General features: G+C 64.6%; 18 protein-coding genes and 1 pseudogene. 13 read left to right on the top strand and 6 right to left on the bottom strand.

Annotation, left to right across the window (positions count from 1 at the left end; genetic code table 11):
- Positions 1-353: pseudogene (locus CHB90_RS26535) on the bottom strand (hypothetical protein); the annotation flags it as partial.
- A gap of 413 nt (positions 354-766) precedes the next feature.
- On the opposite strand from CHB90_RS26535, the gene xth reads away from it, so the two are divergent.
- From xth to CHB90_RS10140, 4 genes are all read left to right on the top strand, one after another.
- Positions 767-1,549 (top strand): exodeoxyribonuclease III, encoded by a 783-nt coding sequence (gene xth, locus CHB90_RS10155; RefSeq protein WP_089277756.1) that lies wholly within the window; start codon positions 767-769, stop codon positions 1,547-1,549.
- 78 nt (positions 1,550-1,627) lie between these two features.
- Positions 1,628-1,864 (top strand): BolA/IbaG family iron-sulfur metabolism protein, encoded by a 237-nt coding sequence (locus tag CHB90_RS10150; protein WP_089277755.1) that lies wholly within the window; start codon positions 1,628-1,630, stop codon positions 1,862-1,864.
- Positions 1,865-2,032: 168 nt separating this feature from the next.
- Entirely contained in the window at positions 2,033-2,395 is a 363-nt protein-coding gene (gene grxD / locus CHB90_RS10145; RefSeq protein ID WP_089277754.1) for a Grx4 family monothiol glutaredoxin, read from the top strand.
- 92 nt (positions 2,396-2,487) lie between these two features.
- Positions 2,488-3,174: a hypothetical protein gene (locus tag CHB90_RS10140; protein WP_089277753.1), complete on the top strand. Its 687-nt coding sequence runs from the start codon at positions 2,488-2,490 to the stop codon at positions 3,172-3,174.
- A gap of 107 nt (positions 3,175-3,281) precedes the next feature.
- Here CHB90_RS10140 and CHB90_RS10135 read toward each other — a convergent pair whose 3' ends face one another.
- Both CHB90_RS10135 and CHB90_RS10130 read right to left on the bottom strand, forming a co-directional pair.
- On the bottom strand, positions 3,282-3,683 hold the full coding sequence (locus tag CHB90_RS10135) for a cell division protein ZapA (RefSeq protein ID WP_089277752.1): 402 nt from the start codon (positions 3,681-3,683) through the stop codon (positions 3,282-3,284).
- A complete protein-coding gene (locus CHB90_RS10130; RefSeq protein ID WP_245823217.1) occupies positions 3,680-4,417 on the bottom strand; it encodes a hypothetical protein in 738 nt (245 codons plus the stop codon). Before CHB90_RS10130 ends, CHB90_RS10135 begins: the two co-directional genes overlap by 4 nt.
- A gap of 197 nt (positions 4,418-4,614) precedes the next feature.
- Here CHB90_RS10130 and tkt point away from each other — a divergent pair, with 197 nt between their 5' ends.
- On the top strand, positions 4,615-6,630 hold the full coding sequence (gene tkt, locus CHB90_RS10125; RefSeq protein WP_089277750.1) for a transketolase: 2,016 nt from the start codon (positions 4,615-4,617) through the stop codon (positions 6,628-6,630).
- A gap of 478 nt (positions 6,631-7,108) precedes the next feature.
- Here the strand turns inward: tkt and CHB90_RS10120 are convergent, their stop codons facing one another.
- Together CHB90_RS10120 and CHB90_RS10115 are read right to left on the bottom strand one after the other, a co-directional pair.
- Positions 7,109-7,597 (bottom strand): hypothetical protein, encoded by a 489-nt coding sequence (locus tag CHB90_RS10120; protein WP_089277749.1) that lies wholly within the window; start codon positions 7,595-7,597, stop codon positions 7,109-7,111.
- A gap of 27 nt (positions 7,598-7,624) precedes the next feature.
- Entirely contained in the window at positions 7,625-8,299 is a 675-nt protein-coding gene (locus CHB90_RS10115; protein WP_089277748.1) for a S24 family peptidase, read from the bottom strand.
- A gap of 90 nt (positions 8,300-8,389) precedes the next feature.
- Between CHB90_RS10115 and CHB90_RS10110 the strand changes: the two genes are divergently transcribed.
- From CHB90_RS10110 to CHB90_RS10100, 3 genes are all read left to right on the top strand, one after another.
- On the top strand, positions 8,390-8,635 hold the full coding sequence (locus CHB90_RS10110) for a hypothetical protein (RefSeq protein WP_089277747.1): 246 nt from the start codon (positions 8,390-8,392) through the stop codon (positions 8,633-8,635).
- The gene (locus tag CHB90_RS10105; protein WP_089277746.1) at positions 8,632-9,825 is read left to right on the top strand and encodes a hypothetical protein; all 1,194 of its coding nucleotides are present in this window, start codon (positions 8,632-8,634) and stop codon (positions 9,823-9,825) included. Before CHB90_RS10110 ends, CHB90_RS10105 begins: the two co-directional genes overlap by 4 nt.
- A gap of 81 nt (positions 9,826-9,906) precedes the next feature.
- Positions 9,907-10,128, top strand: a complete 222-nt coding sequence (locus CHB90_RS10100) for a hypothetical protein (RefSeq protein WP_089277745.1) — start codon at positions 9,907-9,909, stop codon at positions 10,126-10,128.
- Positions 10,129-10,238: 110 nt separating this feature from the next.
- Here the strand turns inward: CHB90_RS10100 and CHB90_RS10095 are convergent, their stop codons facing one another.
- Entirely contained in the window at positions 10,239-10,484 is a 246-nt protein-coding gene (locus CHB90_RS10095) for a hypothetical protein (RefSeq protein ID WP_089277744.1), read from the bottom strand.
- On the opposite strand from CHB90_RS10095, the gene CHB90_RS10090 reads away from it, so the two are divergent.
- From CHB90_RS10090 to CHB90_RS10070, 5 genes are read left to right on the top strand one after another with little or no spacing between them, the layout of a single operon-like run.
- Positions 10,483-10,692, top strand: a complete 210-nt coding sequence (locus CHB90_RS10090) for a hypothetical protein (protein WP_089277743.1) — start codon at positions 10,483-10,485, stop codon at positions 10,690-10,692. The two genes, CHB90_RS10095 and CHB90_RS10090, sit on opposite strands and share 2 nt — an antisense overlap.
- Entirely contained in the window at positions 10,689-10,937 is a 249-nt protein-coding gene (locus CHB90_RS10085; protein WP_089277742.1) for a hypothetical protein, read from the top strand. Before CHB90_RS10090 ends, CHB90_RS10085 begins: the two co-directional genes overlap by 4 nt.
- On the top strand, positions 10,937-11,167 hold the full coding sequence (locus CHB90_RS10080; protein WP_089277741.1) for a helix-turn-helix domain-containing protein: 231 nt from the start codon (positions 10,937-10,939) through the stop codon (positions 11,165-11,167). The genes CHB90_RS10085 and CHB90_RS10080 overlap by 1 nt, the downstream gene beginning before the upstream one ends.
- On the top strand, positions 11,160-11,975 hold the full coding sequence (locus CHB90_RS10075; protein ID WP_089277740.1) for a ParB/RepB/Spo0J family partition protein: 816 nt from the start codon (positions 11,160-11,162) through the stop codon (positions 11,973-11,975). Before CHB90_RS10080 ends, CHB90_RS10075 begins: the two co-directional genes overlap by 8 nt.
- Positions 11,968-14,112 carry a transposase domain-containing protein gene (locus CHB90_RS10070; protein ID WP_089277739.1) on the top strand — a complete coding sequence of 715 codons (2,145 nt, stop codon included), beginning with the start codon at positions 11,968-11,970 and terminating at the stop codon, positions 14,110-14,112. Before CHB90_RS10075 ends, CHB90_RS10070 begins: the two co-directional genes overlap by 8 nt.
- Positions 14,113-14,174 lie beyond the last annotated feature (62 nt).

The following is a 14,174-nucleotide window of genomic DNA, read 5'->3' as shown; positions in this document are numbered from 1 at the left end:
GCGGTGGGGCCAGACCAGGACGTGAAGGCCTGCACATTGTCGCCACGCTGAGCGTCGCCAGTCACCGGACCGGACCACGAGGTGAACGCCTCGACCTGGCCACCCCTATCCATCTCGGCAGTTGCAGGACCCGACCATGAGGTGAATGCTTCGACAGCATCGCCCGTTTCGCGTGTGCCGGTCGTCGGACCGGACCAGGATGTGTAGGCTTCGACTGAGCCGCCCGAGAAGAGGTCGCCTTCGGCCGGGCCAGACCACGAGGTGAACGCCTCGACGGCGTCACCGACAAAGGCACTCGTTTCCGCGCTGGAAACGATTTCTTCAGGGCTATGGATCTTGATGAGGGCAGTCATGGTGTCGCTCCTTGTCCAGGTTGAGCTGCTATGCCCTTGAAATCTGCAATCAAAAGCTGTTTGCAAAAAAGTTAATTCTTGTTAAGGTTGTTTAAGAAATTGTTTATCCACAATTTCGATTCGGGCAGCCGTTTCGAAACCCGTCACAATACGGCTTATCCACAGAAACAAATTTCCTGTGGATAGTTTCAAACTTTGCAGGGCAACGCCGCTTTGCAAACTCGAAGACGTGCGATTCAACCCCGAATCATATGAACTACCCTGGGTGTTTTGTGGCGCGCTGGACGCCAATAGGTTGCAACGGTGACACAACGCTCAACCCAACTGATACAATTCAGCACTTTTTCTGCGGCGCTTGACCGGACCCGTGTTGCCTGCAATCCATGAGAACCGCACCGGCAGGAGACCGCGCCATGAAAATCGCCACATTCAACATCAACGGAATCAAGGCACGCCTGTCGGCCGTGCTGGACTGGCTGGACGAGGCACAGCCCGACGTTGTGCTGTGCCAAGAGATCAAGTCGGTCGACGAGAATTTCCCGCGAGAGCCCTTTGAGGATCGCGGCTATAACGTCGAGACCCACGGTCAGAAAAGCTTTAACGGGGTTGCGATCCTGTCCAAACGTCCGCTGGAGGACGTTCGACGCGGGCTGCCCGGCGATGACAGCGATGAACAGGCCCGCTGGATCGAGGCCACAGTGATGGGCGACACGCAGGCCGTGCGCGTCTGCGGGCTGTATTTGCCCAACGGCAACCCGACCCCCGGCCCCAAATACGACTACAAACTGGCCTGGATGGACCGGCTGGAGGCCCGCGCCCGCGATTTGATGGCCGAGGAAATGCCCGCACTGATGGCGGGTGACTACAACGTCATCCCGCAGGCCGAGGATGCCGCCCGCCCCGAGGTCTGGACCGAGGACGCGCTGTTCCTGCCGCAAACCCGCGCCGCGTTCCGCCGCATCCTGAACCTTGGCTTTACCGAGGCGTTCCGCGCCCGCACGCAGGCGCCGGGATACTACAGTTTCTGGGACTATCAGGCGGGCGCATGGCAAAAGAACAACGGCATCCGCATTGATCACCTGTTGCTGACCCCCGCCGCCGCCGATCTGATGACCGATTGCCAGATCGACTCTGCCATCCGCGGCCGCGAGAAACCTTCGGACCATGTGCCGGTCTGGATCGACCTCGCGGCCTGAGGTCGCGGGGACGCCGCTTGCACGCCCCCGTATGACACCCTATTTCTGTCGGAAACACCGAAACGAGCGGAGCCGCCCATGCCGATGTACGCCAAGGAACTTGAGGATCTGCTGCGCCAGTCCTTTCCCGACGCCAAGATCTCTGTCGATGGACAGGACGGGGTCCACATGTCGGCCCTCGTCATCGACGAAAGCTTTCGTGGCATGAACCGTGTGCAGCAGCAGCGGGCGGTTTACGGCGCGCTCAAAGGCAAGATGGACGGTCCCGACGGTGCATTGCATGCGCTGGCCCTGACCACCAAAGCGCCCGACTGATGGGCGGGCCGCAGGCTGGGTGCTGAACGCACTGCTGAACGCGGCGCTTGGAATTTACGACGCGGTCACCCTTTTGCTTTGCAGGTTGCCGCAATTTCTCAGACACGGACCGCGTCGTTGACGGGTCCTAGGACAAATACGCCGGCGGGCGTGGAAACGGAGACAGATATGAGCGATGCCAAGACCCAGATCGACGAAACCGTAAAAGCCAATGACGTCGTGCTCTTCATGAAGGGCAACAAAACCATGCCTCAGTGTGGCTTTTCCAGCCGCGTGGCGGGTGTGCTCAACTACATGGGCGTCGAGTACAACGACGTGAACGTGCTGGCGGACGATGCAATCCGTCAGGGCATCAAGGACTACTCCGACTGGCCGACCATTCCGCAGCTGTACGTCAAAGGTGAATTCGTTGGCGGCTGCGACATCATCACCGAGATGACCCTGTCCGGTGAACTGGACCAGCTGTTCGAGGCCAATGGCGTCGCCTACGACAAGGACGCCGCAGAGAAGATCCGCGAAGCCAACGGTTGACCCAAGGTCAAGCGTCGGAAAAAATGTGATGGCGGGCAGGTCCAACCTGCTTGCCATTTTCATTTTTGGCGTTTGAACACTGGAGAGGTGCCATGGACTTGTTTGTCATCTTCGCCCTGATCCTTGCATCTTTTCTAGGGACCGGGCTGATCGCTTTTGCAGTCCGGCGCGGACACCAGAAACGCGAGCAGCTAAGGGCATTTTCAGCTAAACATGGCTGGACCTATCACCACACGCCCTCAACCGGCGGGCGCGGCAGCCGGACGGTGATTTCGGACCCGTCCGAGGGGTGGGAGCTGGTCCAGTACGTCCAGACAGGCGGAACACAGGGCGGCAGTTCGCGGCGCTGGACGCAGTTCACCCAACCCCGGTTGGCGCTGGACTCTGGGTTGGCGCTGCTGGGACCGGAGATCCCGGCAAAGACCGCAGCCATGGCAGAGATGATGCTGGCCAAGACTGGCGGCGGCATGATCGGAAAGATGCTGCTGGACCGGATGACAGGCGGGTTGGGCGGCGAGGCGGCAGATTTGCGCGCGGTGTCCGGCGACGGGCGCGGTACAATGTTCGCAACGCCGGGATGTGAGACCGCCCTGGCCCCGGTGCGGGACGTGCCCGAACTGATCGAGGCACGCAAAGGGTTGAACGAGGCGATGCAGCCCGTGGTGTCGCTGGGGCGTGAAGGGCTGCGGATCAAGCGGACCGGGCTGTTGCGCGACACCGATGACATGCTTCGATTTGTCGATCTGGGGCGTGCGCTGAGCCAAAAGTTGAACGGGTGACGCAAGCTGCGTGCAAGACGAACGGGGCACCAGGCTGCTTTGGGGACAGGACGATGCGCGGTTGCCGCACCGTCGCCCCGCCACCGGCCCATTGACCAACAGGCCGTTTACCCGGCCTGCGCCTCATCAAATGTATTGGCCAGCGCCTCGGCTCGGGCGGCGATTTCGGCCAGCGCGTCGGTCAGATCGTCCGGTATGACCGCCACCTCGACTTTTTCCGGCGCAGGCGCAGGCTGTGCCTTGAGTTCGGACAGCTCACCCTCGACGGCCTTGAGCTTGTCCTGCGCTTCACGCAGCCGTTCCTCCAGCCCCGCGGTCTTGTCTGCCAGCATCAGCCCGGCCATCAGCAACATCCGCGCCTCGGGCATCCGACCGATCTGGGTCACGAGCACCTGGGCCTCTGTGTCCAGTAGCTGGGCCGCCGACAGCAGGTACTGTTCTTCGCCTTGTTGGCAAGCCACCTCAAAGCTGCGCCCGCCGATCTTGATCTCGACTTCCATCTGGCTCATCCCTGCCTCCCGTCATCTGCGGCCTCTGCCAAAAGCGGCGTCAACGCGTCCAGCACCGCCCCGGTCTCTGCCGCATCGGCAGAGCGAGCGGCACGCAGCGCCTCCAGTTCGGCCTCCATGCCGCGATTGATCAATTCAGGCTCGCCCACGCCCTGGGCGTTGGCCTCGCGCAGCGCGGCATTGGCAGCCATCAACTCTTCATTTGCGGCGCGCAATTTCTGCAATTCGGCGTCCAGCGCCGCTAACGACGTAGCACCTGCGGGTTCAGACCCGGTGGCGGCCTCCGACTCTGCCATGCGCGCCTTGAGCACACGCAGCCGCTCTTGCAGCTGGGCATTGGCCATCTGTTCTTCGTCGAGCGCCTCTTTCAACTCTGTGACTTCGGGCGTATCCCCCGCATCCACCTCGGCGTCCGACGCAGCGCGTGCCTCTGCCAGAGCGCGCTCCATCTCTGCGGCGGCGTCAGAGCGTGCTGCTGACACTGCGGCGTCAAGGTCGGCCTCGGCCTGTTCCCGCGCGGCGGCAAAGGCCTCTCGCGTCTGGGCCAGTTCCTGCTCGGCGGCCTCTGCCCGGCCGCGCAATGCCTCATAATCCTCAGGCGCAGGGCCGGGGTTCAACCCGTCGATCCCCTGCCCGATGCGATCCAGTGCGCGCGTGATGCGCGACTGCAAGTCCTCGATCTGGCTCATCTGCCCTGCTTCGTCCTCTTGCCCGGCCCCGTGCACGCAATGCACGGAGCGCCTTTTCCCTGTGGACCGAATCGCCGCACATTGGGTTCCCGAAAGTTTAACAAGCGAAAAAGGAAAATGCGCCCCCTTATCTTCCAAGGCCTTAGGCGACGGCCTTCATGCGGGGCGCGGCGCATCGCTTGCACTTCGCCGCGTGGCTGCTATTGACGCGGCAAAACCCCCAGCCAGAGGATCGAAACCCGGTGGATATCCAAGAGCTTCGCACCCGCAATCCGGATCACTGGATGCGCGCCACGGCCATCCGCGCGCTTGCGCTTGACGCTGTCGCGGCCGCCAATTCAGGTCACTCGGGCATGCCTATCGGCATGGCCGACGTTGCCACCGTGCTGTTCTCGAAGCACCTCAAATTCGACGCAGCACAGCCCGAATGGGCGGATCGGGATCGCTTTATCCTGTCCGCAGGCCATGGCTCGATGCTGTTGTATGCGCTGCTGTATCTGTGCGGCGATGCCGAGATCACGCTGGAGCAGGTCAAGAATTTCCGCCAACTGGGCGCCAAGACCGCCGGTCACCCGGAAAACTTTCTGGCCAAGGCGATCGAGACGACAACCGGCCCGCTGGGTCAGGGCATTGCCAACTCAGTCGGGTTCGCCATCGCAGAGGAAAACCTGCGCGCACGGTTTGGCCGGAAACTGATCGACCACCACACCTATGTCATCGCAGGCGACGGCTGCCTGATGGAGGGTGTCAGCCATGAGGCCATCGGCCTTGCCGGGCGTCTGGAACTGGGCCACCTGATTGTCTTCTGGGACAACAATGACATCACCATCGACGGCAAGGTGTCGCTGTCGGACCGCACCGATCAGGTCGCGCGGTTCAAGTCATCAGGCTGGCACGTTCAGGAAATCGACGGCCACGATCCAGAGGCCATCGACGCCGCCATCGTCGCGGCCAAAAAGACCGACCAGCCGTCGATGATCGCCTGCAAGTCGCATATCGCCCTTGGCCACGCGGCGCAGGACACCTCCAAGGGTCACGGCGCATTGACCAACGATGACCAGAACAATGCTGCCAAGGCGGCGTGGGGCTGGACATCTGCACCGTTCGACATCCCCGCCGAAATCAAGTCCTGGTGGGAAGCGGCCGGATCGCGCGGTGCGGCGGATCGGACCGAATGGGAAACCCGTCTGGGCGACATGAGCGCGACCCGTCAGGCCGAATTCACCCGCGTAATGTCCGGCGAAACACCGAAAAAGCTGTCCGCGGTGATCAAGGCGCTGAAAAAGCAGGTGTCCGAAACCGCGCCCAAGGTGGCCACACGCAAGGCGTCCGAAATGGCGCTGGAAGTGATCAACCCGGTGATGCCGGAAACGCTGGGCGGCTCTGCCGACCTGACTGGATCGAACAACACGCTGACCGGCGATCTGGGGGTCTTTGACACCGACAACCGCAAGGGCCGCTACATCTACTACGGTATCCGTGAGCATGGCATGGCCTCGGCGATGAACGGCATGGCGCTGCATGGCGGCGTGCGCCCCTATGGCGGCACCTTCATGGCGTTCACCGACTACGCCCGCCCCGCGATGCGGCTGGCGGCGCTGATGCAGACACCCACGGTCTTTGTCATGACCCACGATTCCATCGGTCTGGGCGAAGACGGCCCAACCCACCAGCCGGTCGAACACCTGGCAATCTCGCGCGCCACACCAAACATGCTGGTGTTCCGCCCCGCTGACACGGTTGAAACCGCCGAAGCCTGGGAAATCGCCCTACGCCAGACCGGCACCCCGTCTGTGCTGTCGTTGACTCGTCAGGGGCTGCCCACCGTGCGGTTGGAACACAAGAACGCCAACCTGACGGAAAAAGGCGCCTATGTGCTGGCCGACGCAGAGGGCAAGCGTCAGGCGATCCTGATGGCGACCGGCTCTGAGGTGTCGATTGCCATGGCCGCGCGCGATCTGTTGCAGGCCGAAGGGATCGGCACGCGGGTTGTGTCCATGCCGTGCTGGGAGCTGTTCGAGGCACAGGACGAAAGCTATCGCCGTCGCGTGTTGCCGGGTGGTCCGGTACGCGTCGCGGTTGAGGCTGCTGTCCGCTTTGGCTGGGACCACTGGCTGTTCGGGGAGCGCGGCAAGCGTGACAAGGGCGCGTTTGTCGGCATGCCGGGCTTTGGCGCGTCCGCCCCGGCCGAAGAGCTGTTCAAGCATTTCGGCATCACCGCCGAGGCGGTGGCCGAAAAGGTCAAAGAGATGCTCTGAGCGTCCTTTGCTTACAACACGCAAAGACGGGCCGGAAACACCAGTTTCCGGCCCGTCTTCTTTTCTGCTGTGCGTTGACACCTGTTCTTTCAGAAGGCCGGAAGAGACCGGCAGAGGCCGGATGAAGGCGGATGAGGCCGCAAAAACAGAGGTTTACGAGGGGTGCGGCGGGAGCGGACCGAGGTCGCGTGAAATTGCAGAGATACGCGAAAATCGGCCTGTGCGGCGGGTGTGGTGAGCTTCCGGTGGCGTCACGGGCCTCGTGCGGAGCGATCCGGCTAAGTGCCGTTTAACGCGGCATAAATCGCGCTCAAAAAGGCGTTGAAGTGGGTGTTTTGCGCGCGACCCCGGAGTTTGGAACATGGAACCGGGGTTCCAGCTTAGGGGTGGAGTTCCACCTTAGGCATTTTATTAAACAAGACAAGGCGTTAGAGGGGTTTAGCCTTGGGGGCGGGGCGCGCGCAAGATGGAACCGATTTCAAGGGCAGATCGATCGAAGAGGAAGCTCATCGTCAGGCCATGAAGCCATCTTGGGTTGGCCTGCGATGTTGGCACCGCCCGCGTCAGCAACGTTCTGGACCGTCACTGAGAACGTGATCTGATCCTCATCCTCAACAATGCCTCGGATGCGAGGGTCGATATGCATCGCGACGCGCCCGGTGGCATCCTCCCCCGGCAGTAGTGCGCCTCCAAGGGTAATAAAGTCGGTCACCGCCCTGCTCGCCAGCGGCGTGGGGCGGCCTGGGTAGTGCGCTGCTACCTCGACATGCAACCCGGAGAACGCAATCCCTGACCGGTTGGTAGCGGTGACGTCCGCTCGTATCAGGCGCTCATCAATCGAGTAGAGCGAACCCTCAGAAACCTCAACGGCTTGGCTCAAGCAGTCAAGGATGGGATCAGCTTGGGCCGCTGACGACAAGCTGAGCGCCAGGGTGGCAGTCAAAGAGGTGAGGGTGTTGCGGGTCATGATGCCTCCATTTTCGCCTAGGTACATCTAATCCAACCAAGTGTGAGCGGACCACACAACCTCCCCAAGAAGCTGCAGGCTATCCATGTCGGGGCCTTCGCGCAACTCGGTCTCGTGATCAGGGTTATCGGAAAGCAGAAGGATCATGCGCCCCGGTATCGCCTCGAGGCGTTTGACACGAGCCTCGCCATCCCGGTCGACGAAGGCGTAGATGCGCCGGTTTCTAACCTGCTTTCGACGCACGTCGATCATCACGAGATCGGTGTCGTATAGGGTTGGCCGCATGCTGTCCCCGCGAACGGATAGGATGTAGGCGGAGGTAGGAGATATGCCGCTGCGCGCCAACCAGTCACGCCGGAAGGCGAGGGTCGATGTTGGTTCACCCTCGTCGTTAAACGCCCCGCCGCCGGCGGCGAGTTGCGCATCGTATCGCGGGATCGAGGCGAACTCCTCACCATCTATCTCGGTCGTGTAGATGCGACCATCTTCGCGCGGCGGGCCGATATAGAAGTCCAGGCCCAACGCATCGCAAATCTGCCTGGCACGGTTCAGAGGGGTCCCAGCCTTCTTTGCGCCCCTCAGGACATTCCGGATAGCGTCCGGCGGCAAATTATATTCCTTTTCAACGGCATACGCCCGCTTGCCGAGCTGCTGTAAGCGCTCGGAGACGATATCCGCAAAGGCTTTTTCGGCGCGCTCCATGATTCGGGGAATTTACCGAACTTAGCTCGTCTTGACTATCGGTAAATCTACCGGCATAAATATCGGTAAGGTTACGGATTGAGGCGAGCCATGAACAAAACAATGCTGATCAGGCTTGGCGAGGCATATGGGCAGCACTGCGGACTGAAGCTATCCACCGTCTCGACCTACGCGGCCGGCGACGGGAAGTTTTTAGGCAGCCTGAAGGGCGCTGCTGGATGCACGATCCGTCGCGCAGATCGCGTCCTGAACTGGTTCGACGATCACTGGCCCTGCGATCTCGAATGGCCCGCCGACATTCCGCGCCCCTCCGGCAAGTCGGAGGACGCCGCATGATCCACCCCACCCCAACCCGCAAGGAGACCTTCATGCAGATGAATGACGCAATGGAGACCCGGTTATACCTGGTCAATCGCGCCCTCGACGCCGGGCTGCAGCCAGCCGAGGCGCTGGGGCAGGCCCGCGCGCTGTGGGATTTCGTGCAGAGGCCATATGGCGCCGATGGCGCGATCGAGGCGGTGGATTACCGCGGCGCCATCGGCGCGGACGGCGGTGTCGTCGGCATTGCCCTGCACGAGAATGGCGCCTGGCGGCGCGTGGATGCGGCGGGTCGCACGCTTCATCATGAGCGGACGTATTTCGACACGCATCCGGTCTGGGCGGGCATCCGCGACGTGCCGACACATGTGGATGTGGCCACCGTGGAAATCCCGTGCTTCTGGGTGCGCAGCGAGCGGCGCGGCGACGAGCGGCTCTGGCTGGTCTCGCCCTGCGCGCGCCCCGGCTACCGCCTGCACCCGGCCTTCCTGCGCCCCGACGGCACCGCCTGTTCGGTGCTGCGCGTCGGCAAGTATCCGGCTTCGGAGCGCGAGGGTCGCATCGCCGGAGAGGCGGGCAACAAGCCCTGGACCGGAGTGACCATCGATGACGCGCGCGAGCGCTGCGCGGCGCTGGGTCAGGGCTGGCGGCTCTATTCGATCTACGACCTGGCGGCGATCCAGCTCTTGATGCTGATCGAGACCGGCGATCCGGATATGCAGGGCGCGCTGGGGCGCGGCAATGCCGACGGCGGAGGGGTCAAGCCCACCGGCGAGACATCGGCCGTCTGGCGCGGCATCCATGATCTGTGGGGCAATGTCTGGCAGTTCATCGACGGGCTGCAGCTGGCCGAGGATGGCGAGATCGTGCTTTGGAGCGCCGACATGCCGGGTGGTGACGACTGGGTCGCGACCGGCGCGCGCTACGGCCCCGGCGAGAAGGATGGCTACCCGGTCGACTTCCACGACGAGCGCGGCTCCGGCTTCGACCTGTCGCCGCTCTTTCTGCCCTCGGAGGTCGAGACGGACAAGGAGGCCGCGGTCATCCCCGATCGGGTCTGGGGGCACTGGTCGGGGCGCGCCACCGTCGCCCTGAGTGGGGGCAGCTGGGACCACGGCTCGCGTGCCGGCGTGTTCGCCCTCAGCCTGCGCAACCCGCGCTCGAGCGCGGGTTCGAGCATCGGGTTTCGGCCCGCTTTCGCACTCTGAAATCCGCACCCCTGCGCCCTGCCGGTCCGCCGGCAGGCGGGCCGATCACCGCCAACGAAACGCCAACCCGGAGGACATCAAATGACCCACCCCAAACGCGGACTGCCCGGGGCGCTGGACGCGCCCGACGTGGCCCAGGACATCGCGCGCATACCGCAGGCCGACCGCGTCAAGCTGGCGATCCTGCTGGTGCGCGATGTGGAGGACGGGCGCTGCATCGGCCCGCTGAGCCGGCTGGCCGAGGAAGCCACGGCCGCCAGCGGCCGCATCCTGCGCCGCCAATTCGAACAGGAGTGCGGATGATGGAGAGCGGTTTCTTTGATCTCGAGAGCGCGAAAGCCCACGCGAAAGCCAGGGCACGTTGGGTTGCTCGGGAGCGAGCGGCCGCGCGGGCCGCTCGCGCTACCCGGCATTCATTCTCTGCCGACAAAATCGACCACGCGGCGCTTGAGGTCAGCTGCCGCGTCGGCCTGCTCGTCACTAACGGAATTGCCGGCGGTGAGCAGTGCGTCACGGTATCTGTCGAGGCTCGTCAGCATCCGCTCACCCAGCCCATCGAGGTCAGTGTCGATGTGCAGAATGAGGGTCGCTAGCATGTCTTCGAGGACCTCAACACGCCGCTCCAAAGGTGCGGAGCCCAAGTTCTCCAGTTCGTCCATGAGTTTCCTCCATCTGGTTGTTGGCGCTTCCGATGGTAGGGAACGCCCCGGCCGCACGCCACCACTCACGGAGCCCCGCGGCCGGGGCGGCTTTATCCGGCGCCTGATCCGGTATCTCGACAACAGCCTGCTGGGCGATGCGCTCGGCGCGGTGGCGCTGTTCGCCCTGCTTTTCGCGGCGCTCTGGTTGCCGGAGGTGCTGCGATGATCTTCGAGATACGCAAGCACGGCTTCGGCTGGGCTGTCTTCGAGGGCGGCAAGCCCGTGACGCCGGAGGTGTCGACCCGGCACCTGGCGGAGACCAAGCGCGACCGGCTGGTGGCCGAGCGCCAGCGCCGCCCGCGCGACTGCCTGCGCTGCGGCGCGGAGTTCCTGTCGACCGGGCCGGGCCACCGCATGTGCAACCACTGCCGCCAGGTCGCGGGCGAGGTCGACCCGCAGATGGTGCCGTGATGCACGCCGCGCCGCTCACCTCCCCGCGCCTGCAGCGCGTGCTGGCCGTCCTGAAGGACGGGCGCCCGCACACGACGCGCCAGATCGTGCGGTCGGCCGGGGTGTGCGCGGTGAACAGCTGCATCGCCGAGCTGCGCCAGCACGGCGCGGAGATCACCTGCACGCGCGAGCGGCGCAAGGACCGGCTGATCTGCCGATACACGATGACGAAAGGACCGAGGGATGCGTGACGCCAAACTGATCGACCTGCCTGTAGATGAGATCGACCGCGTGACGCCTCTGCGTGAAAAGGCGGTGGAGATCATCAAGGCGTCGGTTGAAGAGGTCGGCGCGATCCGGGACCCGATCCACGTCAGGAAGGCCAGGGATGGGTACCAGCTGATCGACGGCCGGCACCGCCTGGAAGTCGCGCGCCAGCTCGGACACGAGACGATCTCGGCCAAGGTTTGGGAATGCACCCTCGATCAGGCGCGGCTGATGGAGGCCGACGCGAACGTGTCCTTTACGCACATGCAGCCGCTCGATCTGGCGGTGAGCCTGGCGGCGCGCAAGGACATATACGAGACCTTGCACCCGGAGACTGCACGCGGCACGGCGGGCGCGCTCGCCAAGCACGGCAGGCAACGGACAAATTTGTCCTTTGCAGAATTCGTGGGCGATCTGGTCGGCCTTTCGCCACGTCAAGTCCGGAGAATTGTGTCGGCGGGGGCGGCTCTGACTTCCGATCAGGTGCGGTGGCTTCGCGCGGCACCCAAGTCGCCAACCATGTCCGACCTTCAGGCTATCTCGAAAATCACGGACGACGCCGAGCGCGCAAAGGTCTGCCTCGCGCTCTCGAACGGTGAGGCCGGGACCGTCAACGCCGCCCGCAAGGCGTATCGCCAGGGCGATGTCGAGCCCGCGCCCAAGGACCCCGTTGAAGAGGGGTTTCAAGGACTGATGAAGGCATGGACGCGCGCGCCGATGGCGGCGCGGCGCCGGTTTCTCGACCACATGTCCGAGGACATCGAGCAGATGGGGTGGGATCGCGATGAGTGAGCGCCGCCCGGATCGCGAATGGTGGACCGCCGCCGAGCTGGCGGAGGCCGCGCTGCCGGACCTTCCGGCCACATGTCGAGGCGTTGACAAGACCGCCAAGCGGCAGGGCTGGCGGCAGGCGCCGGGCGCGGCGCGACGGCGCAAAAGCCGCGGCGGCGGGTGGGAGTATCACTGGACGCTGCTGCCGAGCCGCGCGCAGCAGGCGCTGCTGGCGCAGGCCGCGCCACCCCCCGTCACCCCCGCGCCGGTGGACCGCGAGGCGCTCTGGGCGCGCTTCGACCGGCTGGCGGAGCACACGAAGCGCAAGGCGTACCGCGCCCTGGAGGCGGTGCAGACCGTCGAGGCGCTGGAGCGCGGCGGGATGACGCGCGATCTGGCCTGCCACCAGGTGGCGCGCCAGTTCGATTGCAGCGCGCGCACGGTCTGGAACTGGCTGGGCCGGGTCGAGGGGGTGCGCAGCGACGATCGCCTGCCCCATCTGGCGCCCCGCCACGGCACCGCCGTGCGCGGCGAGACATCGGCCGATTGCAGCCCCGAGTTCTGGGAGGTGCTCAAGGCCGATTACCTGCGGCTCGAGCAGCCGAGTTTCTCGGCCTGCTATCGCCGCGCGGTGCGCATCGCCAAATCCGAAGGCTGGACCACGCTGCCCGAGCGCACGATGCGCCGCCGGCTGGAGGCGGAGGTTCCCGAAACCACGATCCTGCTCTGCCGCCAGGGCGTCGAGGCACTCAAGCGGCTCTACCCGTCGCAGATCAGGGACCGCACCGCGCTGCACGCGATGGAGGCGGTCAACGCCGACTACCACCGCTTCGACGTGTTCGTGCGCTGGCCGCGCTACGAGGGCGACAATGAGTGCGAGATCATCCGACCCCAGCTGGTCGCGTTCCAGGACATCTATTCGGGGCGCATCGTGAGCTGGCGTGTCGACCGGACGCCGAACAAGGTGGGCGTGAGCCTCGCGCTGGGCGACATGATAGAGCGCTTCGGTATCCCCGAGCACATCCTTCTCGATAACGGCCGCGAGTTCGCCAACAAGTTCCTCACCGGGCAGGTGCCGACGCGCTACCGCTTCAAGGTCAAGGACGACGACATTCCCGGCATCCTCAAGACGCTGGGATGCGAGGTCCACTGGGCCATGCCCTATAGCGGGCAGTCCAAGCCGATCGAACGCGCCTTCCGCGATTTCTGCGACGACATCTCCAAGGATCCGCGCCTGGCCGGCGCCTATACCGGCAACCGGCCCGACGCGAAGCCGGAGAACTACGGCAATCGCGCGATCTCGCTGGAGGACTTCCTCGCGGTGCTGGCCGAGGGCATCGAGGAGCACAACGCGCGCCCCGGCCGCCGCGGTCAGACCACGCAGGGGCGGAGCCTGCTGGAGACCTTCGAGGACAGCTACGCGACCGCGCCGATCCGCAAGGCGACCGAGGAGCAGCGCCGGCTCTGGTTGATGGGGGCCGAGGGTCTGCACGCGAACAGCCGCAACGGCGAGATCAAGCTCATGGAGAACAAGTACTGGGCGCCCTGGATGCACCAGATCGCCGGGCGCCGCGTGGTCGCGCGGTTCGACCCCGCCGACCTGCATGCCGGGCTGCATCTCTATGGGCTCGACAGCGCCTATATCGGCCACGCCGAGTGCATAGAGAAGGGGGGCTTTTTCAGCCTGGAGGATGCGCGCAACCACGCCGCCGCCAAGCGCCACTTCGTCAAGAAGGAGCGCGCCGCCGCCGATGCGCTGCAGCGGATGCGCGCCGCGGAGGTTGGCGGCTACCTGGATGCCGCCCGGCCGACCGGCGAGACGCCGGCCGCCGAGGCGCAGGTCGTTCGCCCGACCTTCAACAGCAAGCCCAAGGCGGCGGCCGTCTACACGCCGCGCGAGCGCAGCCCCGAGGAGGATGCCGCGCACCAGGCCGTAGTGGCGGATTTCGAGGCGAAGCGGCGGCAGGCCGAGGCGACCCGCCCGCGCGCCGAGACCGAGCGGTCGCGCTTCCGGGCGGCGATCGAGCTGGAAGCGCGCCTGGGGCGCGGAGAGGAGATCGGAGAGGAGCAGGCCGCGTGGCTGCGAAGCTACCAGTCGACGGCCGAGTACATCGCGCAGCGCGATGTGCTGAGGAAGCATCCCGACATGCTGGGGTGAAAGGTGGCGCGGCGGGCCAGCCCGCCCGACCGCGCCGGTGCTTAACACAAGCGAGGTGAAGA

The sequence above is a fragment of the Antarctobacter heliothermus genome (assembly GCF_900188425.1).
Lineage (GTDB): Bacteria > Pseudomonadota > Alphaproteobacteria > Rhodobacterales > Rhodobacteraceae > Antarctobacter > Antarctobacter heliothermus.
The sequence above is the reverse complement of the archived record's forward strand: the minus strand, read 5'-3'. Positions and strand labels throughout refer to the sequence as shown.